This is a genomic window from Nocardia sp. JCM 38205 (genome assembly GCF_058222935.1).
The window spans coordinates 31603-53175 of record NZ_JBYHFL010000009.1; the positions used below are offsets into that span (position 1 = coordinate 31603).

The following is a 21573-nucleotide window of genomic DNA, read 5'->3' on the forward strand; positions in this document are numbered from 1 at the left end:
CGGTGGCGATTTCGCGGATCACTGGTTGGCGCGAGCCATTGCCGCTTCGGCGGCGGGCAGTGCGGCCGCCCGGTCGGTGTCGACCAACCCGATGCGGGTGCGTCGGTCGAGGATGTCTGCCGTATCCAGGGCTCCCTCGTGGGAGATCGCCCAGGCGAATTCGGCTCGGGTGACGTCGATTCCGGGGGCCACCGGCTCCAGCAGGGCGGGGCCGGTTCCGGCTCGGGCGAGCACGGCGGGTGCTTCGGAGCCGTAGCGGTCGACCAGGACCGGGGGTGCGGCGATCTTGTCGCGGGCGGCGCCGGATGCCGCGCCGACCAGAGGCAGTCGTTTGGTGCGGCAGGGCGCTGCGTTCAGCCCCGCGTGGGCGACGGCGGCGTCGACGGTGTCCTCGGCCATCTTGCGGTAGGTGGTGAGTTTGCCGCCGACGATGGTGATCAGGCCGTCGGGGGAGCGCAGGACGGCATGTTCGCGGGAGATGTCGGCGGTGCTGTCGGTGCCGGTTTTCAGCAGTGGGCGCAGTCCGGCGTAGCTGCCGCGGATGTCGGCGCGGGTCAGTGGTTCGCGCAGGGCGGGGTTGATGGTGTCGAGCAGGAAATCGATCTCGGTGTCGGTGGGTTGCGGTTCGTCGGGCACCGGGCCGGGGGCGTCCTCATCGGTGAGACCCAGGTAGACCCGGCCGTGGGCGGCGGGGAAGGCGAAGACGAATCGGCTGGTGCTGCCCGGCACCGGCACCGTCAGCGAGGCGCTGAGCCCGCCGAAGGCCGCCGCGTCGAAGACCAGGTGGGTGCCGCGGCTCGGCCGCAGCTCGATGCTCGGGTCGACCTGATCGGCCCACACACCGGTCGCGTTGACGACGGCGCGGGCCCGCACGGTCAGCGTCTCGCCGGTGCGGGTATCGCGCAGGGTCGCGCGGTCGCCGGTGGCGGCGGTGACCTCGACCCGCGTCAGCACCGACGCCCCGGCCGCGGCCGCGGTCCGCGCCAGTGCCACGACCAGGCGCGCGTCGTCCACCAGTTGCCCGTCCCACGCCGTCAGGCCGCCGCGCAAACCCTCCCGCCGCACGGTCGGAGCCAGCCGAAGCGCCTCGGCGGCTGCCACGCGTCGTGATCGCGGCAGCAGACTCGCCGGTGTGCCCGCGCCGCGGCGCAGCAGATCACCGGCCAGGAATCCGGCGCGGACCAGCGAGCTCTGCGCCTTGCCGAGGGTGGGCAGCAGCGGCACCAGCTGCGGAATCGGGCGCACCAGATGAGGCGCGGTGGTGCGGATCAGGATGCCGCGCTCCACCGCACTCTCGTGCGCGATGCCGATATGACCGCCCGCCAGATACCGCAGCCCGCCGTGCACCAGTTTGGAACTCCACCGGCTGGTGCCGAAGGCCAGGTCGTGCCGTTCCACCAGCACCGTGCGCAGCCCGCGGGAGGCGGCGTCGAGCGCGACGCCAGTGCCGGTCACCCCGCCGCCGATCACCAGCAGGTCGATCTCGGCCGTATCGCCCAGCTCGGCCAGTTCGCGGTCGCGTCGCGCGGCATTGAGGGCGGAGTCACCGGTGGATGCCGGATGCTGAGTCATCGCAGTCCTTGTCGTCGGTCGTGTGCGGAATGAGATAGCCGTCGATGACGCGGCCCAGTTCGGCGTCCAGTGCGGCGCCGTCGAGCAGCCCGGAGACCGTCTCCGCCGACTGCACCACCGATTGCGCGATGAGCAGCAGCATGGTGGCCATCTGCTCGGGGTCGCCGTCGCGGACCGAGCCGTCGGTGTGGCCTTCCCTGATCCCTTCGGCGAACAGTTCGATCAGATGGCGCTGGTTGCGCCCGAGCCTGCCGAAGACGTAGGTGAGCATCAGATCGGTGTCGGCGCGGAAGATCTTGCGGAACAACGGGTTCGTGCGCACCGCCGCCGCCCCGGCGACGATGCCATCGACCATGCGCTGCCGCACCACGCCGTCGGTGGGCATCGCGGTGGTGAGGATGTCGCCCAGCTCGCGGACCAGCAGTTCGGCCACCAGCGAGCCGGTGTCGGGCCAGCGCCGGTAGACGGTCGGCCTGCTCACTCCGGCACGGCGCGCGACCTCGGTGAGTGTGGTGCGCCGTACCCCGAACTCCGCGACGCACGCGCGTGCGGCCTCCAGGATCGCGAGGTCGATGGGGTCGGTCGCCGATGGTTCGGCATGGGGTTCGTCGGAGACGGTCATGGGCTCACCACCGGGGGTCCTGGCATGGCGATCGGGGTGCCGGTCGTCACGCGGTACTGCGCGTTCAATCGGTTACTGCTTGACAGTCTATGTCAAACTGTAACGCATGGTCGATACGCAGCAGCCTGCCGGCGCCGAACCGGATCCCTTCGCGAATCCGGACGACGCGGCGCTCCCGACGAGTATGGTGTGGGACGCCTGGGGCGCTCCCGCTGGACACAAGCCGCTCTCGCCCCAGATCCGGGGCCTGCTGAAGCAGGTGTTCGGGGTGTCCGGCGAGACCGTGGCACGCCGCGATGAGGGCGACGTGCCGCTGCGCGATTCGGCGTTGACCCCGGCCGCGCGCGCCGGGCTGGCCGCGGTGGTCGGTGCCGGGCACGTCTCCACCGACCACCACGACCGGCTGCTGCACGCCGGCGGCAAGAGCACCCCCGACCTGCTGCGCCGCCGCGCCGAAGGCCCACAGGACGCGCCGGACGCGGTAGTTTTCCCCGCCGATCACGAACAGGTGGTCGCGGTACTCGGCTATTGCGCCGAGGCCGGGATCGCGGTCGTTCCATTCGGTGGCGGTACCAGCGTCGTCGGCGGACTCGATCCGATCCGCGGTGCGTTCGCCGCGGTGATCTCACTGGATCTGCGCAGGCTGAACGCGCTGATCGCGGTCGACCCGGTGAGCGCCACCGCGACGTTCGGTGCGGGCGTCACCGGTCCGCGTGCCGAGGAACTGCTCGGTGCGCACGGGCTATCGCTCGGGCACTTCCCGCAGAGTTTCGAATTCGCCAGTATCGGCGGGTTCGCGGCCACCCGCTCGTCCGGGCAGGCCTCGGCGGGCTACGGCCGCTTCGACGACATGGTGCAGGCCCTCACGATCGCCACGCCCACCGGCACACTCGATCTCGGTCGCGCGCCCGCCTCGGCGGCCGGACCCGATCTGCGCGAGCTGTTCGTCGGCTCGGAGGGCACGCTCGGGATCATCACCGCGGTGACGGTGCGCGTGCATCCGGTGCCGGAAACCATTGCCTACCAGGCGTGGTCGTTCCCGGACTTCGAGACCGGCGCGGCCGCGCTGCGGGCGGTCGTGCAGGCCGGTGCGGCGCCGACGGTGCTGCGGTTGTCCGATGAGATGGAGACCGGCGTCAACCTCGCCCGCACCGCCGATATCGGCGGGGAAGCGGTGCGCGGCTGCCTGGCCGTCACCACCTTCGAGGGCACCGACATGCACGTCGCCGCGCGCGGGCTGGAGGCAGGCGCGTTGCTGTCGGCCGCCGGCGGCACAGTGCTGGGCGAAATGCCGGCCCGCGAGTGGGAGAGCGGGCGGTTCTCCGCGCCGTATCTGCGGGATTCGCTGCTGGATGCCGGCGTGCTCTGCGAGACCCTGGAAACCGCGACCACCTGGTCGAACCTGTCGAACCTGAAGGCGAAGGTCACCGCCGCGCTCACCGAATCGCTCACCGGTCAAGGCACTCCGGCGCTGGTGATGTGCCATATCTCGCACACCTACCCGACCGGCGCCTCGCTGTACTTCACCGTCATCGCCAAACTGCTCGACGATCCGCTGGCCCAATGGCAGGCCGCCAAACGAGCCGCCGGCGACGCCATCGTCGCGGCGGGCGGAACCATCACCCACCACCACGCCGTCGGCGCCGACCACCGCGCCTGGATTCCGGACGAGATCGGCGACCTCGGCGTGCGGGTGCTGCGCGCGGTGAAACGCGAAATCGACCCCGCCGGCATCCTCAACCCGGGCAAGCTGGTCCCATGACGACGCAGTCGCGGCGCGAGATCCGCAAGGTCACGGTGGTGACCAACGCGCTGTCGGGGATGGGCAAAGGCAACGATGTCGCGGCTGCCGCCACCGCCCGGCTGGCCGAATGCGGCGTGCAGGTCACCGAGATCCGCGCGCCCTCGGCCGCCGAATCGGTGCGACTGGTACGGGCCGACGTGGCCGGGCCACAGCGCCCGGACGCGGTGGTCTGCGCGGGCGGCGACGGCTTGGTGTCGGTGATGCTCGAGGCGCTGGCGGAAACCGGCACACCGATCGGGCTGATCCCCGGCGGCACCGGTAACGACCTCGCGCGCGAGTTCGGCATACCCAACGACGATCCGGTGGCCGCGGCCGACGTGGTGCTCGGCGGGCTGACGCGCAGCATCGACCTCGGCCTGATCGACCGCACCGACGCCGGGCCCATGTGGTTCGCCACCATCACCGGCACCGGTTTCGACGCGCGAGTCACCTTGCGCGCCAACCGATTGCGGTGGCCGAAAGGTCCGCTGCGCTACACCGTCGCCGCGCTGGCCGAACTCGCCAGCCGAGCCGCCACCCCGTACCGCATCGAACTGTCGGACGGGCCCGGGCAGCCCGGCGCCGTCGTCGAGACGGACGCGATGATGGTCGCGGTCGGCAACACCCGGACCTACGGCGGCGGCATGCTGGTCTGCCCGGACGCCGTGGTCGACGACGGACTGCTCGATGTCACCGTGGTGCGCGCGGTCTCCCGGCTGAACATGCTGCGGTTGCTGCCCGCACTGGCCTCCGGCAAGCGGATCGACCATCCGGCGGTATCGCACTACCGCGGGCAGCGGATCACGCTGACCGCCCCGGGCGCACCTGCCACCGCCGACGGCGAGCCGGTGGGCACCTTGCCCATCACGCTGCGCGCGGTTCCCGGCGCGCTGTCGATCCTGGTGCCGGAGTAGGGCTGTGGGTCACGCCGGGTCGCCGTGGTGATCCGCGGTCGCGGCGACGCGGCGGCGAAGCCGGTGAGCTCGCCCGCGCGGCGATCCCTCGCATGGACGCGTTCGTGACGCGGCGGTCGGCGCACCGCCGCGTCCTCAGGCGGCGAAGCTGACGCGGCGCATCCCGCCGACGGTGTCGCGATCGGCGATGACGATCGAGGCCGGTGCCGGATCGGTGATCGGCCCGGCCTCCACCGCGCGCAGCAGCTGCTGCCAGCGCGCGCAGTGCAGCCGGAAAAAGAACCCATTGACCCGCCGCCCGCGCGTGTACTGGCCCGCGCGGGCGATGGTCGCCGGGACGTCGATGAGGATCAGGTGCAGTTCCCGTCCGCGCGCCGCTGCCCAGCGGGCCAGCATCCGCCGCGCCCAGCCGAAGGTGGCGCAATCGTGCACGACGACCGGTCCGGCATTGTCGCGCAAGGCGTTCCGGATCCGCGTGTAATGCGCGATATGGACCACCGGCCGCCACAGCGGATACGGCAGCCTGCCCAGCCGGTGCCGCCACGCGTTGCGCGAATGCTGCGAATCGAGCACCATCGACCCGGCCGGCCCGGCGGGCGGCTGCTCGGCCTCGGCCGTCGACCCGAACAAGGCCCGTAGCGCCGTGCTCTTACCCGCGCCGGGGACGCCGGCGAACACCAGCACCGCCGTCGGCGGATACCGCAGCTCGTCGACCGCGCGGCCGCGTAGATCGTGTACCCGATGCGGTAGCAGCACGGAATCCGCAGCGGGCACAGGGGATTCGAAGGGAAGAGCAAGGGACGGTTCGAGCCGGGGGTTCACTCTTCCAGAGTTGTCAGTAATGTCCGATTCGGCAACCGGGTGTGACCAATCCGGGCGAAAACCGAAGCTGAGAATTGCCTATGGATCCGCTGTCGCCCCCGCGATCGGCGGTAGTCTGTCAGGTGTAGGCGGAGTCTTCGGTGTCCCTCATCCACCGAAGACTCCGCCGGTGTTTTTTCCGGCCCCGGGCCGATGAGTTCGCGAGCCCGCCGTGGGCGGCGTCGCCCCTGCGTCGAGTGGTCCGCGCCGACCACTAGAATCGCGGGGTGACCAGCGCAGCCCCAGACAACACGCGTAATCGTGCCGATGCCCTCCCCAAGAGCTGGAACCCCGGCGAGGTGGAGGCCGAGATGTACGAGCGCTGGGTAGCGGCCGGTTACTTCACGGCCGACCCGGCCAGCGCCAAGCCCGGCTACTCGATCGTGCTGCCGCCGCCCAACGTCACCGGCAACCTGCACATGGGCCACGCCCTCGACCACACGCTGATGGACCTGCTGGCCCGCCGCAAGCGCATGCAGGGCTACGAGGTGCTGTGGCTGCCCGGCATGGACCACGCGGGCATCGCCACCCAGACCGTGGTGGAGAAGCAGCTCGCCGTCGACGGCAAGACCAAAGAGGATTTCGGCCGCGAACTGTTCATCCAGAAGGTCTGGGACTGGAAGCGCGAATCCGGCGGCGCCATCCAATGGCAGATGCGCGCCCTCGGCGACAGCGTCGACTGGAGCCGCGACCGCTTCACCATGGACGAGGGTCTCTCCCGCGCCGTCCAGACCATGTTCAAGCGCCTGTTCGACGCCGGGCTCATCTACCGCGCGGAACGCCTGGTCAACTGGTCGCCGGAGCTGCGAACCGCCATATCCGACATCGAGGTCAAATACGAAGACGTCGACGGCGAGCTGGTGTCGCTGCGCTACGGCTCGCTGCGTGACGATGAACCGCATGTGATCGTCGCCACCACCCGAGTGGAGACGATGCTCGGCGACACCGCCGTCGCGGTCCACCCCGACGACCCGCGCTACCAGGCGCTGATCGGCACGACCCTGGAACACCCCATCACCGGCCGTCGGATCCCGGTGATCGCCGACGACTACGTCGACCCGGAGTTCGGGTCCGGCGCGGTCAAGATCACTCCCGCGCACGACCCGAACGACTTCGAGATGGGCCTGCGGCACAACCTGCCGATGCCGACCATCATGGACGAGCGTGGCCGAATCGCCGGTACCGGAACCGAATTCGACGGCATGGACCGCTTCGAGGCCAGGGTGAAGGTGCGTGAGCGCCTGGCCGCCGAGGGCCGGGTCGTCGCCGAGAAGCGCCCCTACCAGCACAGCGTCGGCCATTCCGAACGCAGCGGCGAGCCGATCGAGCCGCGACTGTCGATGCAGTGGTGGGTCAAGGTGGAGTCGCTGGCCAAGGCCGCCGGCGATGCGGTGCGCAGCGGCGATACCGTCATCCACCCGGCCAGCCAGGAACCGCGCTGGTTCGACTGGGTCGACGACATGCACGACTGGTGCATCTCGCGCCAGCTGTGGTGGGGCCACCGCATCCCGATCTGGTACGGCCCCGAGGGCGAGATCGTCTGCGTCGGACCGGACGAGACCCCGCCCGAGGGCTGGGTGCAGGACCCCGACGTGCTCGACACCTGGTTCTCCTCCGGGCTGTGGCCGTTCTCGACCATGGGATGGCCCGACCCCAGCCCCGAGATCGAAAAGTTCTATCCCACAAGCGTTCTGGTCACCGGCTACGACATCCTGTTCTTCTGGGTGGCCCGGATGATGATGTTCGGCACCTATGTGGCCGACGACCACGTCATCACCGCAGGCAAAGGCAGCGCCACGCAGGTGCCGTTCAAGGACGTCTTCCTGCACGGGCTCATTCGCGACCAGCACGGCAAGAAGATGTCGAAATCGCGCGGCAACGGCATCGATCCGCTGGAGTGGATCAACTCCTACGGTGCCGACGCCTTGCGCTTCACCCTGGCCCGCGGCGCCCAGCCAGGCGGCGACCTGTCGGTCGGCGAACCGCATGCGCTGGCCTCGCGCAGCTTCGTCACCAAGCTGTTCAACGCCACCAAGTTCGCCCTGATGAACGGCGCCCGCCCCGGTGAGCTGCCCGACCGCGCCACCCTCACCGACGCCGATCTGTGGATCATCGACCGGCTCGACGCCGTGCGCGCCGAGGTCGACGCGGCCTTCGACGCCTACGAATTCGGCAAGGCCTGCGAGGCGCTCTACCACTTCGCCTGGGACGAGCTGTGCGACTGGTACCTCGAACTGACCAAGGTGCAGTTCGCCGCCGACGACGCGCGCGCCGAATCCACTCGCATCGTGCTCGGGTCGGTGCTCGACGCGGTGCTGCGGCTGCTGCATCCGGTGATCCCGTTCGTCACCGAATCGCTGTGGCGGGCGCTCACCGGCGGTGAGTCGATCGTGATCGCCGACTGGCCGCAGCCCACCGGCCGAGCCGCCGATGCAGGTGCGGCACAGCGCATCGCCGACACCCAGCGGCTGATCACCGAGATCCGGCGCTTCCGCAGCGACCAGGGCCTGGCCGATAAGCAGAAGGTCGCGGCGAAGCTGATCGGGGTGGACGCCGCGGGGCTCGCCGAGCTCGAACGCTCCATCACCGATCTGGCCCGGCTCACCGCGCCCGGTGACGATTTCGCCGCCACCGCCTCGGTGGAGGTCCGGCTCAGCGGCGCCACCGTCACCGTCGAAGTCGACACCTCCGGGGCGGTCGACCTCGACGCCGAACGTCGTCGCCTGGAAAAGGACCTGGCCGCCGCGCAGAAGGAATTGGCGGGCACCACCGCCAAGCTCGGCAACGAGGCCTTCCTCGCCAAGGCCCCGGAGCAGGTCGTCGACAAGATCCGCACCCGCCGCGATGTGGCCGCCGCCGAGGTGGAGCGCATCAGTGCCCGGCTCGCCGAACTGAGCGGCAAGTGACCGGCCCGGAGGAGACCGACGGCCCCGACTTCGCCCACGAGGCCGGCAACGCCGAACCGGAACCCCAGCACGGCATCGGGGCGCCGCTGGGCTCCGGGCCGTCGCCGGTGGAACTGGCGGAAATGGCGCTGGTCGAGGCCGAACTCGACCGGCGCTGGCCGGAAACCAAGATCGAGCCGTCGCTCACCCGCATCTCCACCCTGATGGATCTGCTCGGCTCGCCGCAGCAGAGCTATCCGGCGATCCACATCGCGGGCACCAACGGCAAGACCTCGGTGACCCGCATGATCGACGCACTGCTCACCGCGCTGCACCGGCGCACCGGCCGGATCACCAGCCCGCATCTACAGCTGGCCACCGAGCGGATCAGCATCGACAACGCGCCCATCACGCCGGGCCGCTACGTCGAGGTCTATCGCGAGCTCGCGCCCTACATCGAGATGATCGATAAGCAGTCCGCGGCCGCCGGCGGGCCCGCTATGAGCAAGTTCGAGGTGCTCACCGGGATGGCCTACGCGGCCTTCGCGGAGGCGCCGGTGGACGTCGCCGTGGTGGAAACCGGCATGGGCGGCACCTGGGACGCGACCAACGTCATCGACGGGCAGGTCGCGGTGATCACCCCGATCGGGCTCGACCACACCGAATACCTCGGCCCCGATCTGACCGCCATCGCGGGCGAGAAGGCCGGGATCATCAAGCGCGCGCCGGAGAGCCTGATCCCGCGTGACAATGTGGCCGTCATCGCCGAACAGGACCCCGAGGCGATGGAGGTGCTGCTACGCCGCGCCGTCGAGGTGGACGCGGCCGTGGCGCGTGAGGGCGCGGAGTTCCGGGTGCTGGCCCGCAAGATCGCCGTCGGTGGCCAGCAGTTGGAACTGCAGGGCCTCGGCGGGGTGTACGACGAGATCTTCCTGCCGCTGCACGGTGAACACCAGGCACGCAACGCGGTGCTGGCGCTGGCGGCGGTGGAGGCGTTCTTCGGCGCGGGCGCGCAACGTCAGCTCGACGTCGACGCCGTGCGTGCCGGGTTCGCGAGCGTCACCAGCCCCGGCCGGCTCGAACGGATGCGCAGCGCGCCGACCATCTTCATCGACGCCGCCCACAACCCGGCCGGCGCCAAGGCTCTGGCAGCGACCCTGACCAGCGAGTTCGACTTCCGCAAGCTGGTCGGCGTGGTCGCGGTGCTCGGCGACAAGGACGCCGCGGGCATCCTCGAGGCGCTGGAGCCGGTGTTCGACGAGATCGTCGTGACCACCAACGGCTCGCCGCGCGCCCTCGACGTCGACACCCTCACCGATCTCGCGGTGCAGCGCTTCGGCGACGAACGCGTCGTCCCCGCGTACTCCCTGCCCGACGCTTTGGAGACCGCGATCGCGATCGCCGAAGACGTCGCCGACAGCGGGGAGATGGTCTCCGGTGCGGGTGTCATCGTCACCGGGTCGGTGGTCACGGCGGGCGCCGCGCGCGCCTTGTTCGGTAAGGACCCGGCGTGATCGGACGGCGCCCACAGGCAGCAGCGCGCGTCGCCATGGCCGGCGGTGGAGCGCGCCGAGGCCGACCGGGCGTGATCGGTCGGCCGGAATCCGCGGCGGCCGGCAGCACAGACGGCCGCATGATCGGCCGATCGGGCCGAGGAGGCAGAGCATGAGCGAATCCGATCCACGCCCCGACGGTGACGAGCAGCCAGGCACCGAGTCCGCCCCCGCACCACCCGACCCGTGGAAGGGGCTGCGCGGGGTGATGGCGGGCGCGCTGGTCCTCGAGGCCATCGTGGTGCTGCTCGCGCTCCCCGTCGTCGCCGACGTCGGCGGCGGCATAACCTGGTTCTCGGGCACCTACCTGGTGGCCCTGGCCGTGGTGATGATCCTCGGCGCGGGCCTGCAGCGGCGCCCCTGGGCCGTACCCTTCAACCTCGCCCTCCAGGTCCTGGTGATCGCCGGCGCTGTCATCCACATCTCCATCGGCGTCATCGGCATTCTGTTCGCCATCGTCTGGGCCTTCATCCTCATCCTCCGCAACGACGTCAAACGCCGCATGGACCTCGGTGTCCTGCCCAGCCAGCGCGTCCAGCGCCCCGACTGACCCGCCGCCCGGCTACCGGCGGGTACCCCGGCCATCGGTGTCGGCGCATGCGGAATGACCGCTGGTTGGGAGGGTGGGGGCGCCGACCGTTACGCTGTCGCCCGTGACTGAGCAGACATTGATCCTCATCAAGCCGGACGGTGTGGCCCGCGGCCTCGTCGGTGAGGTGCTGAACCGGATCGAGCGCAAGGGGCTGAAGATCGCCGCGCTCGAGCTGAAGCAGGTGTCCGATGAACTTGCCGGCGAACACTACGCCGAACACGCGGGCAAGCCGTTCTACGGCTCGCTGATCGAATTCATCACCTCGGGGCCGGTCGTCGCGGCCGTGCTCGAGGGTCCGCGCGCGATCGCGGCGTTCCGGCAGATCGCCGGCGGCACCGACCCGGTGGAAAAGGCCGCCACCGGCAGCATCCGGGGCGATTTCGCCCTGGAGACCCAGGAGAACCTGGTGCACGGATCCGACTCGCCGGAGTCCGCCAAGCGGGAAATCGCGCTCTGGTTTCCCGAGTTCCCGGCCTGAATCGCTCTCCATTCCGTCGCTTCCGACGTCACGCTGTTGCGCCGATGGCGAACCCTCGGCGCACGGTGTGGGATACTGGCAACTGGTTGCAACCGATAACGGTCGTAACCGGATGACACCCCGAGGTTCGATGCCGATCATCGCTGCCGCGGCGCGGTAACTCGTTCGCGTCGGCACGCTGGATGAACGCTCACGCCACGGAGTTCAGCCATACAGCCAGGCGCCGCGTGACCAGTTAGCCCGAACGACGATCGATATGGAGATAACCGGGCACGCGGGGCGAGACCATTGACCTCGTGCCAACCGCGCGAGGCGTACGGAAACAGCGCCCCCGCGTCGGCCGCGTCACTCCCTGAGGGGAGGAACGCGCCCGGGGGCCCGAGGAGACTTCGTGGCCGATCAAGAGCCGCTGGACACAACATCACAGGATGCCGATCAATTGCCGGAGCGAATCCGAGTTCATGCGCTGGCCAAACGTCTGGGAGTAACGAGCAAGCGCATCCTGGCCAAGCTGGGTGAGCTCGGCTCCGAGGCGCGCAGCCCCCAATCGAACGTGGAGCGCGCGGTCGCGGAGTCGGTGCGCGACGCGCTCGCCGCGCCGGACACCGAGCCGGCCGGTGCCGCACCCCCGGTGGCGGACACCCAGCAGGCCGCCGCAGCGTCGCCGGTCGAGCAGGCGGTCAGCGCCGCCGTGCCGGACGAGCCCGTCCCGAGCGAGGCCGAGGCGACCACCGCGCCGCCCGAGACCCCGGGCGCCGATCTGTTCGCCACCGCGCCCGCCTTCAGTCCGCCCGGCGGGCTGTTCGCCAGCCCGGTCAAGGAAGAACCACCGGTCGTGGAGCCGGTCGTGTTCGAATCCGCAGTCGTGGCCGCGCCGCTGTTCCTGTCCCCGGATGCCGCCGCCGCCGAAGAGCTACGCAAGAAGCGGCGCCGGGTCGAACCCGAGGCCCCGAGCGCCGACGAGGACGCTGCCAAGGCCGAGGACGTCGAGGACGAGACCGCCGACGAGCAGGACGGCGCCGAGCAGTCCGAGTCCGACGATCAGCCCCGCCGCCGCCGGCGCGGCCGTCGCGGCCGTGGTCGTGGCCGCGGCGAACAGCACGCCGACTCCGATGACGAGCAGGACGCCGACGAGCGCGGCCCCCGCGACAAGGACGCCGCCCGCGACAAGGACGAGGCGCCCGCCCAGGACGCGAGCACCGCGGACGAGTCCGAGGCCGAGGAAACCAAGCAGACCGAGGCCGAATCCACCGACGACGGTGAGGACGGTGCGGAGGGCTCGACCCGCCGGCGGCGCAGGCGCAGGCGGCGCAAGGTCGCGGGCGAGGGCGGCGGCGAGAACGAACCCGCCGACGACGACCCGCCCAACACGGTCGTGCACGAGCGTGAACCCCGCAATAAGAGCCGGGCCCGCGCCGTCGACGAGGTGCAGGGCATCACCGGGTCCACCCGGCTCGAGGCCAAGCGTCAGCGTCGCCGCGACGGGCGCGAGGCGGGCAGGCGTCGTCCGCCGATCCTGACCGAGTCGGAGTTCCTGGCCCGCCGCGAATCCGTCGACCGGGTCATGGTGGTGCGGGAGAAGGAATTCCCCGGCCATCCCACCGCCACCCAGGTCGCCGTGCTCGAGGACAACATCCTGGTCGAGCATTTCGTCACCAGCACCGGCCAGGCGTCCATGGTCGGCAACGTCTACCTCGGCAAGGTGCAGAACGTGCTGCCCAGCATGGAGGCGGCGTTCGTCGACATCGGGCGCGGCCGCAACGGCGTGCTCTACGCCGGTGAGGTGAACTGGGAGGCCGCCGGGCTCGGCGGCAAGGAACGCAAGATCGAGCAGGCCCTCAAGCCGGGCGATCAGGTGCTGGTGCAGGTCAGCAAGGATCCGGTCGGGCACAAGGGCGCTCGCCTGACCACTCAGATCAGTCTGGCCGGACGCTTCCTGGTGTACGTGCCGGGCGGCACCTCCACCGGCATCAGCCGCAAGCTGCCCGACACCGAGCGCAAGCGGCTCAAGGAGATCCTGCGCGAGATCGTGCCCGCCGATGCGGGCGTGATCATCCGCACCGCCTCCGAGGGCGTCAGCGAAGCCGAACTCGCTCGCGACGTGGAGCGGTTGCAGGCCACCTGGCGCACCATCGAGAAGGCCGCCGAACAGGATTCGGGCGCACCGAAGACGCTCTACGAAGAGCCGGACCTGCTGGTCAAGGTGATCCGCGACCTGTTCAACGAGGATTTCTCCAAGCTGGTCATCGAGGGTGAGCGGTCCTGGAGCACGGTGGAGACCTACATCCGCACCGTCGCGCCGGATCTGCTGGCCCGGGTGTCGCGGCACGAGAACAACGGCGTCGATGTGTTCGAGGCCTATCGGATCGACGAACAGCTCGCCAAGGCGCTCGACCGCAAGGTGTGGCTGCCCTCGGGCGGCACGCTGGTCATCGACCGCACCGAGGCGATGACCGTCATCGACGTCAACACCGGCAAGTTCACCGGCTCGGGTAACAGCAACCTGGAAGAGACGGTCACCCGCAACAACCTGGAAGCCGCCGAGGAGATCGTGCGGCAGATGCGGTTGCGCGATATCGGCGGCATGATCGTCGTCGACTTCATCGACATGGTGCTCGAGTCCAACCGTGATCTGGTGTTGCGCCGGCTCACCGAGGCACTCGGGCGCGACCGCACCCGGCATCAGGTCTCCGAGGTGACCTCGCTCGGCCTGGTCCAGATGACCCGTAAGAAGCTGGGCACCGGCCTGGTCGAGGCGTTCTCCACCACCTGCGAGCACTGCCACGGTCGCGGCATCCTGGTGCACAGCTACCCGGTGGAGCCGGGCCCGGCCGAGGATGGTGCCGGGCGCGGACGCGAATCCGGGTCCCGTCGTCGTCGCGGCCGTGACAAGGCCGCCGCTCCCGCCGCCCCGCAGGCGCAGCCCGCGGTGGCGGAGTTGAGCGAGGAGGAGGCCGCGGTCAAGCGCGCGCATCCGGTCGCGCTGGCCATGGCCGCCCATCAGGCCGAGGAGTCCGGTGCCGCGCAGCCCGAGCCCCAGCCGTCGGAGACGGCCGCCGAACCCGCGGCCGCCGAGCCGGCGCGGGAAGCGACCGGCGAGCCGGCCGCCGAGGCTGTCGCCGCCGCGCAGAACGGGACCACTCGTACCCGGTCGACGCGGCGTCGGCGGGTGGCGCGTTCGGCCGCGGCGCCGGATGCCGATGCGGTCGTCGCCGTCAGTGAGGTCGTCACCGAGGTGGGTGCGCCGGCCGAACAGGCCGCTGCCTCGGCAGTCGAGCCGGCTGCCGTTGCCGACCAGGATGTGCCCGCTGAGCAGGCGGCAGTCGCCGAACCGGTGCAGGCCACGGACGCCGACCATGCGGAACCGGTCGCAGCCGTCGAACCGGCCCCTGCGGCTGACCAGGCGCCGACCGCCGAGGTGACGGCAGAGGGCAAGCAGGTTTCGGTAGTGGAGCCAGGGGCTGCCGAAGCGGCTCCGGCCGCGGTGACCACCGAACCGGTCGCGGCCGAGCCCGTCGAAGCGGTTGCGGCAGAGCCTGCCGCCACGGCGGAGCCGGCCGAGCCCGAGCCCGCCGCGCCGCCCGCCGCCCCCGCGGAGAACGGCACCACGGCACGCTCGACCCGACGCCGTCGGGTGGCCCGATCCGCCGCCGCCCCGGCCTCGGACAGCACCGGCGCGGTGTTCGTCCTCAGCAGCGCGGAGGAGCCCGCGGCCCCGGTCGTCGACTTCGCCGAGCCGGTACCGGTCCCGGTGCCCGAACGCAGGCCGCGCAGGCGCAGCGCAGGCAGGCCCGCGGGCCCGCCGCCCGCCGAATCGGCCGACGAATGACCTGGTGGTCCCCGCCCTTGTGGCGGGGACCACTGTCGTTCGGTGGCCGGTTTGGTCGCGCACCTATGCGTCCTGTAATCTTGGACAGTCGCTGCCCGGCGACAGCGTTTTATCACGCTGTGCCCGCGAAGCTGTATCGGGAACTGCCATTCGCAGACCCTGAGCAATCGCCAGTGCTGAGGCGGCGGTGACTACCAGACCAGATGTGTAGTGGATGCCCGGTGGAATTCTCCGGCCGGGTGCCACTCCAGCCGCGCTAGCAAGCGTCGCACACCTAGAGGAAGAAGGGCAGCCGACCGATGGCAACGTACGCGATCGTCAAGACCGGCGGAAAGCAGTACAAGGTCGCGGTCGGTGACCTGGTGAAGGTCGAGAAGATCGAGGGTGCGCCGGGCACCGCTGTGGATCTGTCGCCGGTGCTCGTGGTCGACGGCGCCGAGCTGACCGCCGACGCGGACAAGCTGGCCAAGGTGTCGGTGTCCGCCGAGGTCGTCGAGCAGACCAAGGGCCCGAAGATCCGCATCCACAAGTTCAAGAACAAGACCGGCTACCACAAGCGCCAGGGTCACCGTCAGCCGCTGACGGTCCTGAAGGTCACCGGCATCAAGTAATCGGCCCGGGGGTTCACCGAGCCCTCACCTGGAGGAGTTACAGCAATGGCACATAAGAAGGGTGCATCCAGCTCCCGGAACGGTCGCGATTCCAACAGCAAGCGCCTCGGCGTCAAGCGGTTCGGCGGTCAGTCCGTCAAGGCCGGCGAGATCCTGGTGCGTCAGCGCGGCACGCACTTCCACCCCGGCGTGAACGTCGGCCGTGGCGGTGACGACACCCTGTTCGCCCTCGAGGCGGGCGCGGTCGAGTTCGGCACCAAGCGTGGACGCAAGACCGTCAACATCGTGGTTCCGGAGCCGGTCGAGGCCTGACCGGCTGACGACTTCAACACAGACGAGCGGGTCAGGGTGACATACCCCTGGCCCGCTTTTCGTTGTTTCCATCAGTAGTGACCTGCGGCGACGTTCGCCGTCCCGACCAGACCGAAGGAGGATGATTCGGCGTATGTCCAAATTCATCGACCGTGTCGTACTTCATGTGCGTGCTGGCAAGGGCGGCCACGGCTGCGCGTCGGTGCACCGGGAGAAGTTCAAGCCGCTCGGCGGCCCCGACGGCGGTAACGGCGGTAATGGCGGCGATGTGATCCTCGAGGTCGATCCCAATGTGCACACGCTGCTGGACTTTCACTTCCATCCGCATGCCAAGGCGAGCAACGGCAAGCCGGGCGAAGGCGGTAACCGGGACGGCAAACAGGGCACCGACCTGCTGCTGAAGGTGCCCGACGGCACCGTGGTGCTCGGCCCCGACGGTGAAGTGCTGATGGATCTCGTCGGTGCGGGCAACCGGTTCATCGCCGCGCGCGGCGGCCGCGGCGGGCTCGGCAATGCCGCGCTGGCCTCCAAGGCGCGCAAGGCGCCCGGTTTCGCGCTGCTCGGTGAGGAGGGCGAAGAGCGCGATATCGTGCTCGAGCTGAAGTCCGTTGCCGATGTGGGGCTCGTCGGGTTCCCGTCGGCCGGAAAGTCGTCGCTGGTCTCGGTGCTGTCGGCGGCCAAACCCAAGATCGCCGACTACCCGTTCACCACGCTGGTGCCCAATCTCGGTGTGGTCGCCAGCGGCGATACCACCTTCACCGTCGCCGACGTGCCAGGGCTGATCCCGGGTGCGAGCCAGGGCCGCGGGCTCGGACTCGACTTCCTGCGTCATCTGGAGCGCTGTGCCGTGCTCGCGCACGTGGTGGACTGCGCGACGCTGGAGCCGGGCCGCGATCCCGTGTCCGATGTCGACGCCCTCGAGGCGGAACTGGCGGCCTACAAACCCGCGCTGAGCGCCGACGCCGGCCTCGGTGATCTGGCCGACCGCCCGCGCGTGGTGATCCTCAACAAGACCGATGTGCCCGATGCCGCGGAACTGGCCGAGATGGTCACCGACGAGTTCACCGCACGCGGCTGGCCGGTCTTCCAGATCTCGGCGGTGAGCCGGGCCGGGCTGCGTCCGTTGACGTTCGCGCTGGCCGACATGGTGCGCAAGTATCGCGAGGATCATCCGAAGGCCGCGCCGAAACGTCCGGTGATCCGCCCGATCGCGGTGGACGAGACCGGTTTCAGCGTGATCGCCGATCCGGAGGAGCCGGGCGGCTTCATCGTCCGCGGCACCCGGCCCGAGCGCTGGGTGCGGCAAACCCAGTTCGACAACGACGAAGCCGTCGGCTACCTGGCCGACCGGCTCGCCCGCTTGGGCGTCGAAGACGAACTGGTGCGTCTCGGCGCGGAACCGGGCGCGCCCGTCACCATCGGTGACGTCACCTTCGAATGGGAGCCGCAGATCTCCGCGGGCGTCGACATGGTGCCCACCGGCCGCGGCACCGATATCAGGCTCGAGCAGACCGACCGGGTCAGCGCGGCCGAACGCAAACACGCCTCCCGGGTGCGCCGCGGTCTGGTGCGCGACGACGAGGACCAAGCGTAGGCACGGCCTCGGTCGTGCCGCGCGCGAGAACAGTGGTGGAGATCAGCCGTGACGGAAACGCAGGTGCACTTCGGCGCCGAACTCAGTGCGGCGCGCCAGGCCATCGCCGGGGCGCGCAGTGTGGTGGTGAAGATCGGGTCTTCGGCCCTCACCAGTATGAAGGCAGGTCTGGACATCGCCAGGCTGGATCGGCTGGCCGATGCCATCGAGGCGCGGATGCGGGCCGGATCGGATGTGGTGGTGGTGTCCTCGGGCGCGATCGGCGCCGGTATGGCCCCGCTCGGCTTGACTGCTCGTCCGCGTGATCTGGCCACCAAGCAGGCCGCGGCGAGTGTCGGCCAGCTCGCGCTCGCCCACGCGTGGGGCACCTCGTTCGCCCGTTACGGCCGCACCGTCGGCCAGGTCCTGCTCAGCGCCGACGACTTCTCCCGCCGCGAACATCACCGCAACGCTCAGCGCACCCTGGACCGGCTGCGTTCGCTCGGCGCGGTGGCGGTGGTGAACGAAAACGACACCGTCGCAACCGAAGAGATCCGCTTCGGCGACAACGACCGGCTCGCGGCGCTGGTCGCGCACCTTGTGGGTGCCGATGCGCTGGTGCTGTTGTCGGATGTCGAGGGCCTTTATGACGGTGACCCGCGCAAGGGCGGCGCCACCTTCATCCCCGAGGTGCGCTCCAGCGCCGATCTGGACGGGGTGATCGCGGGCACCGGCGGCGCGCTCGGCACCGGCGGCATGGCTTCGAAGCTGTCCGCGGCCCGGCTCGCCGCCGACGCCGGCGTGCCCGTGCTGCTGGCCGCGGCCTCGGAAGCGGCCACCGCGTTGAGCAGCGGTACCGTCGGCACCGCGTTCGCTGCGCGTCCGGTGCGGCTGTCCGCCCGCAAGTTCTGGGTCCGCCACGCCGCCGACAGTCGCGGCGCCATCCACATCGACGAGGGCGCCGTCGCCGCCGTCGCCCACCGCCGCCACTCCCTGCTGGCGGCGGGCATCACCGGCGTGCGCGGCCGCTTCCACGGCGGCGACGTCGTCGACCTCATCGCTCCCGACAACAGCCTGGTAGCTCGCGGCGTCGTCGAATACGACGCCGCCGAACTCGCCACCATGCTCGGCCGCTCCACCACCGAACTTCCGGACACCATGCAGCGCCCGGTGATTCACGCCGACGACCTGGTGAAGGTGTAGGGGTCAGTACTCGAGCTCCGACCAGGGGATGCTGATCGGGAACGGGAAGCCGATCTCGATGCCGTTGGTATCGGCAGTGGGCTTCAGGCCGGCCCACCACCCATATTCCGATGGTGTCGGCTACCCCTGCGGCGGAATGACACCCGGCTGATCGGTGGCGGGCGGTGTGCCCTCGGGTATCGGCCCGGTGATGCCGGGTTGGCCGCCCGGGTCCGGCAGGGGGAGCGGTGGGGTTTCCGGTGACGGGATCGGGGGCGGGGGTGGTGCTTCCGGTAGCGGGGGAGGCTCGACCGGGGCCGGGGGCGCCGGGGGTGGTGCGGGCTCGGCCGGTGGGGGCGCAGGTGGTTCGGCCGGGGTCGGGGCGGAAGGTGGTGGTGGAACGGGGGCGGGCGGTTCGGCAGGGGCCGGTGTGGCGTCCGCTGAGGGTGGGGCCGGGACCGGTGGTTCGGTCGGGGTAGGGGTGTCGTCCGAGGGTGGTGCGGGCGTCGGGGTTTCGGTCGGGGCCGGGGCCTCGGCGGATGGTGGTGCCGGAGCCGGGGTTTCGGTCGGGGCCGGGGCCTCGGCGGACGGTGGTGCCGGAGCCGGGGGTTCGGTCGGAGCCGGGGCATCGGACGACGGTGGTGCCGGGGCGGGCGTGTTCGGGACCGGCGCAGGTTCGGGCGGGACGGGCGCAGGTTCGGGCGGGACGGGCGCAGGTTCGGGCGGGACGGGCGGTGGGGAAGCCTGCGGCCCGGGCCGCGTGTCGTCCTGCGGATTCTCGGCAGGGGGTGGTGTGTCCTCGTCACGAGACTGCGGTGGGGGAGTTCCGGCGTCCGGCGGGCCGGGTGTCGTGGAGTCCGGATCCTGCTGGGCCCGTGGGGGATTCGAGGGCGCCGCACCATTCGGTGGCGTATCCCGGTCGCCGGGCACCTGTTGCTGCGGGGCCGGCGCCAGTGGAGCCGGCTGTCCCGGAGCCGCCGGCGGGTCGGGCAACGCCGGAACACCGGTGCCTGCCAGCTGGTACGCCGGTTTGTAGATCATGTTCATCGCCAGCACGGCTTCCTGGCGCAAGGCCTCTTGCGCCATCTGCGCGTCGATGACGTTCGCGGCTTCGAGTAGCCGGGCGATGGCGCCGATGGGCCCCGATCCGCCGGGCGGCACGACCGCGAGTTTCACCGCTTCCGCCGCGGCGGCGACCGCACCGATCCGGGCGCCGACCTGCCCGAGGACCGCGCAGAGTTCGTCGACCGAGGCGGCGAAGCTGTGGGCGCCGGCACGCGCGGCCTCGGCGGCTGCGCCCTCCCATTCCATCGCGTCCATCACCCGGTCGACGCTGTCGCGGGTGAGCGGGAACGAGGTGGACAGGCCCGCCGCGGCTTCCAGCCAGGCGGCGGAGGTCTGCAGGATCGCCGCCGCGTCGATTTCCTGGGTCTTCGCGTAGATCTCTTCGTGCCGCATGGACTCGAAGTGCTCCATCGCGCTGATGTACTCGGGGTCGGTGCCGCTCATCGTGGCAGCCTCGCGGCGACGGCCCGCACGGCGGCGGCATTGGCGGCGTCGGCTTCCTCGTAGAGCCCGCCGCTGATCAGGAACGCCTCTTTCATCCGGTAGGCGGCTTCGATGTAGTGGTCGAGCAGAGCGGCGGCGTCGCGCGCCTTGTGCCCGAATCCGGCCTGCAACTGCTGTGCCGAGATGAACCCGCCGAAACCGTGCGGTTCGGCTACCGATTCCAGCCGCTGTTGCAGGTGTAGGAGGCGATCGACCTGGTGGTCGTAGAGTTCGGCGCAGCGCCGCGCCGCGGCCGGATCGAACTTGACAGTGCCCGCGTGTGCCGCTTGCCGAAACCGGGCGATTTCGGCTCGGCTGCTCTCGATCGTCATCGCTGTCCCCTCCTCGGTCCGATTCAGCGTAGCCGCAATCGAGGCCGCCGGTCAGTGGGTGAACGGATCAGGCAGGCACCCGCTTTTGCAGTTGCGCGGCCAACTGTTCGCTGCTCGCGGGCACGATGTGCACGGTGTCACCGGCTTTGATGAGATAGCGGCCGTCGCCCTCGACATCGATCCAGGTGTAGTGCACCGGCGCGGGCGGTGTCGGCCGGTCCAGGCGTGCCTCGATGCGGATATGGCCTTCGGCGGTGTGCGGTCGTAGCAGCAGGCGCCGGATCGGTAGTGCCGCACGTTCGGTGGCGACGACCACCTCGTCATCGCGGATCGCCTCGATCGCGGCGGCACGGGCCGGTTCGCGCCCTGCGGGTGTCCTGGGGAGCAGCGCGGCGATGCGGGCGCCGAGTTTGGCGCTGTGGCCGATGGAGACGCGGACCTGCCCACCGAAATCCGGCGTGCGTCCGGGTTCCTGGACGGCGAGCACTCCGCGATCGTAGACGGCCGCGGCCAGCAGCCGGATCTCGCTGCCCGCGGTGTGGCCGCCGCCGACGGCGACGATCCTGGTGTGCGGGGCGGCGAGTATGCGCAGGCAGGCCGACAGATCGGGGTCGGCGCCCAGCGGCAGCCGGGTGGTCAGTTCGGCACGCAGCGCGTCGGCCTCGCGTTCGGTGCGTGGGGTTTCCAGGATGCGCAAGGGGTATGGATGCCGGTCCTGGTCGGTTTCGCGCCAGATATGGGCGAACTCGTCCGGGGTGAACGTCCAACTCACGACCCGATCACATCCTCACCGCACCCACCGACGCTGCCCGACAGCTTAGTGGTCGCCACCGGTGTGTCGGCCGCCGATGCCGTACCGAATGGTGTGGTGCTGCCGGGGACCCGAGGATTGTGAGCTAACACCATGGTCAATTCTCGGATATACA

Annotated in this window: 17 protein-coding genes; 11 read left to right on the forward strand and 6 right to left on the reverse strand. The window is 70.4% G+C overall.

What is annotated here, in order from left to right; translation table 11 throughout:
- Nucleotides 1–18: 18 nt before the first annotated feature.
- Together AC4HOU_RS26040 and AC4HOU_RS26045 are read right to left on the reverse strand one after the other, a co-directional pair.
- Nucleotides 19–1572 (reverse strand): glycerol-3-phosphate dehydrogenase/oxidase, encoded by a 1554-nt coding sequence (locus AC4HOU_RS26040; protein ID WP_194991408.1) that lies wholly within the window; start codon nt 1570–1572, stop codon nt 19–21.
- The gene (locus AC4HOU_RS26045; protein ID WP_194991407.1) at nt 1544–2194 is read right to left on the reverse strand and encodes a TetR/AcrR family transcriptional regulator; all 651 of its coding nucleotides are present in this window, start codon (nt 2192–2194) and stop codon (nt 1544–1546) included. Before AC4HOU_RS26045 ends, AC4HOU_RS26040 begins: the two co-directional genes overlap by 29 nt.
- 184 nt (nt 2195–2378) lie before the next feature.
- On the opposite strand from AC4HOU_RS26045, the gene AC4HOU_RS26050 reads away from it, so the two are divergent.
- Complete coding sequence (locus tag AC4HOU_RS26050) at nt 2379–3956, forward strand: FAD-binding oxidoreductase (RefSeq protein WP_194991410.1); 1578 nt, start codon at nt 2379–2381, stop codon at nt 3954–3956.
- Nucleotides 3953–4891 (forward strand): diacylglycerol kinase, encoded by a 939-nt coding sequence (locus AC4HOU_RS26055; protein WP_195021396.1) that lies wholly within the window; start codon nt 3953–3955, stop codon nt 4889–4891. The genes AC4HOU_RS26050 and AC4HOU_RS26055 overlap by 4 nt, the downstream gene beginning before the upstream one ends.
- A gap of 135 nt (nt 4892–5026) precedes the next feature.
- Here the strand turns inward: AC4HOU_RS26055 and AC4HOU_RS26060 are convergent, their stop codons facing one another.
- Nucleotides 5027–5713 (reverse strand): AAA family ATPase, encoded by a 687-nt coding sequence (locus tag AC4HOU_RS26060; RefSeq protein WP_324197447.1) that lies wholly within the window; start codon nt 5711–5713, stop codon nt 5027–5029.
- 266 nt (nt 5714–5979) lie between these two features.
- Here AC4HOU_RS26060 and AC4HOU_RS26065 point away from each other — a divergent pair, with 266 nt between their 5' ends.
- The 9 genes from AC4HOU_RS26065 (at nt 5980) to proB (ending at nt 18788) form a co-directional block, all read left to right on the forward strand.
- Nucleotides 5980–8658, forward strand: a complete 2679-nt coding sequence (locus AC4HOU_RS26065) for a valine--tRNA ligase (RefSeq protein WP_194991406.1) — start codon at nt 5980–5982, stop codon at nt 8656–8658.
- Between the two features lie 74 nt (nt 8659–8732).
- The gene (gene folC / locus AC4HOU_RS26070; protein ID WP_175585963.1) at nt 8733–10151 is read left to right on the forward strand and encodes a bifunctional tetrahydrofolate synthase/dihydrofolate synthase; all 1419 of its coding nucleotides are present in this window, start codon (nt 8733–8735) and stop codon (nt 10149–10151) included.
- Between the two features lie 151 nt (nt 10152–10302).
- Entirely contained in the window at nt 10303–10740 is a 438-nt protein-coding gene (locus AC4HOU_RS26075) for a DUF4233 domain-containing protein (RefSeq protein WP_194991405.1), read from the forward strand.
- 103 nt (nt 10741–10843) lie between these two features.
- A complete protein-coding gene (gene ndk / locus AC4HOU_RS26080) occupies nt 10844–11260 on the forward strand; it encodes a nucleoside-diphosphate kinase (protein ID WP_036534584.1) in 417 nt (138 codons plus the stop codon).
- Between the two features lie 391 nt (nt 11261–11651).
- The gene (locus tag AC4HOU_RS26085; protein ID WP_490725481.1) at nt 11652–15089 is read left to right on the forward strand and encodes a translation initiation factor IF-2 N-terminal domain-containing protein; all 3438 of its coding nucleotides are present in this window, start codon (nt 11652–11654) and stop codon (nt 15087–15089) included.
- Nucleotides 15090–15388: 299 nt separating this feature from the next.
- A complete protein-coding gene (gene rplU, locus AC4HOU_RS26090) occupies nt 15389–15700 on the forward strand; it encodes a 50S ribosomal protein L21 (protein ID WP_163815062.1) in 312 nt (103 codons plus the stop codon).
- 45 nt (nt 15701–15745) lie between these two features.
- Nucleotides 15746–16012 (forward strand): 50S ribosomal protein L27, encoded by a 267-nt coding sequence (rpmA, locus tag AC4HOU_RS26095; protein WP_130919232.1) that lies wholly within the window; start codon nt 15746–15748, stop codon nt 16010–16012.
- Nucleotides 16013–16145: 133 nt separating this feature from the next.
- Complete coding sequence (obgE, locus tag AC4HOU_RS26100) at nt 16146–17606, forward strand: GTPase ObgE (RefSeq protein WP_195021393.1); 1461 nt, start codon at nt 16146–16148, stop codon at nt 17604–17606.
- A 48-nt stretch (nt 17607–17654) separates the two neighbouring features.
- Nucleotides 17655–18788, forward strand: coding sequence for a glutamate 5-kinase (gene proB / locus AC4HOU_RS26105; protein WP_324191402.1), 1134 nt, complete (start codon nt 17655–17657; stop codon nt 18786–18788).
- Between the two features lie 120 nt (nt 18789–18908).
- On the opposite strand, the gene AC4HOU_RS26110 is transcribed toward proB, so the two are convergent.
- From AC4HOU_RS26110 to AC4HOU_RS26120, 3 genes are all read right to left on the reverse strand, one after another.
- The gene (locus tag AC4HOU_RS26110) at nt 18909–20276 is read right to left on the reverse strand and encodes a hypothetical protein (protein WP_490725482.1); all 1368 of its coding nucleotides are present in this window, start codon (nt 20274–20276) and stop codon (nt 18909–18911) included.
- Nucleotides 20273–20647 carry a hypothetical protein gene (locus tag AC4HOU_RS26115; protein WP_163814128.1) on the reverse strand — a complete coding sequence of 125 codons (375 nt, stop codon included), beginning with the start codon at nt 20645–20647 and terminating at the stop codon, nt 20273–20275. Before AC4HOU_RS26115 ends, AC4HOU_RS26110 begins: the two co-directional genes overlap by 4 nt.
- 67 nt (nt 20648–20714) lie before the next feature.
- Nucleotides 20715–21419 carry an ESX secretion-associated protein EspG gene (locus AC4HOU_RS26120; protein ID WP_490725483.1) on the reverse strand — a complete coding sequence of 235 codons (705 nt, stop codon included), beginning with the start codon at nt 21417–21419 and terminating at the stop codon, nt 20715–20717.
- Nucleotides 21420–21573: the final 154 nt, after the last annotated feature.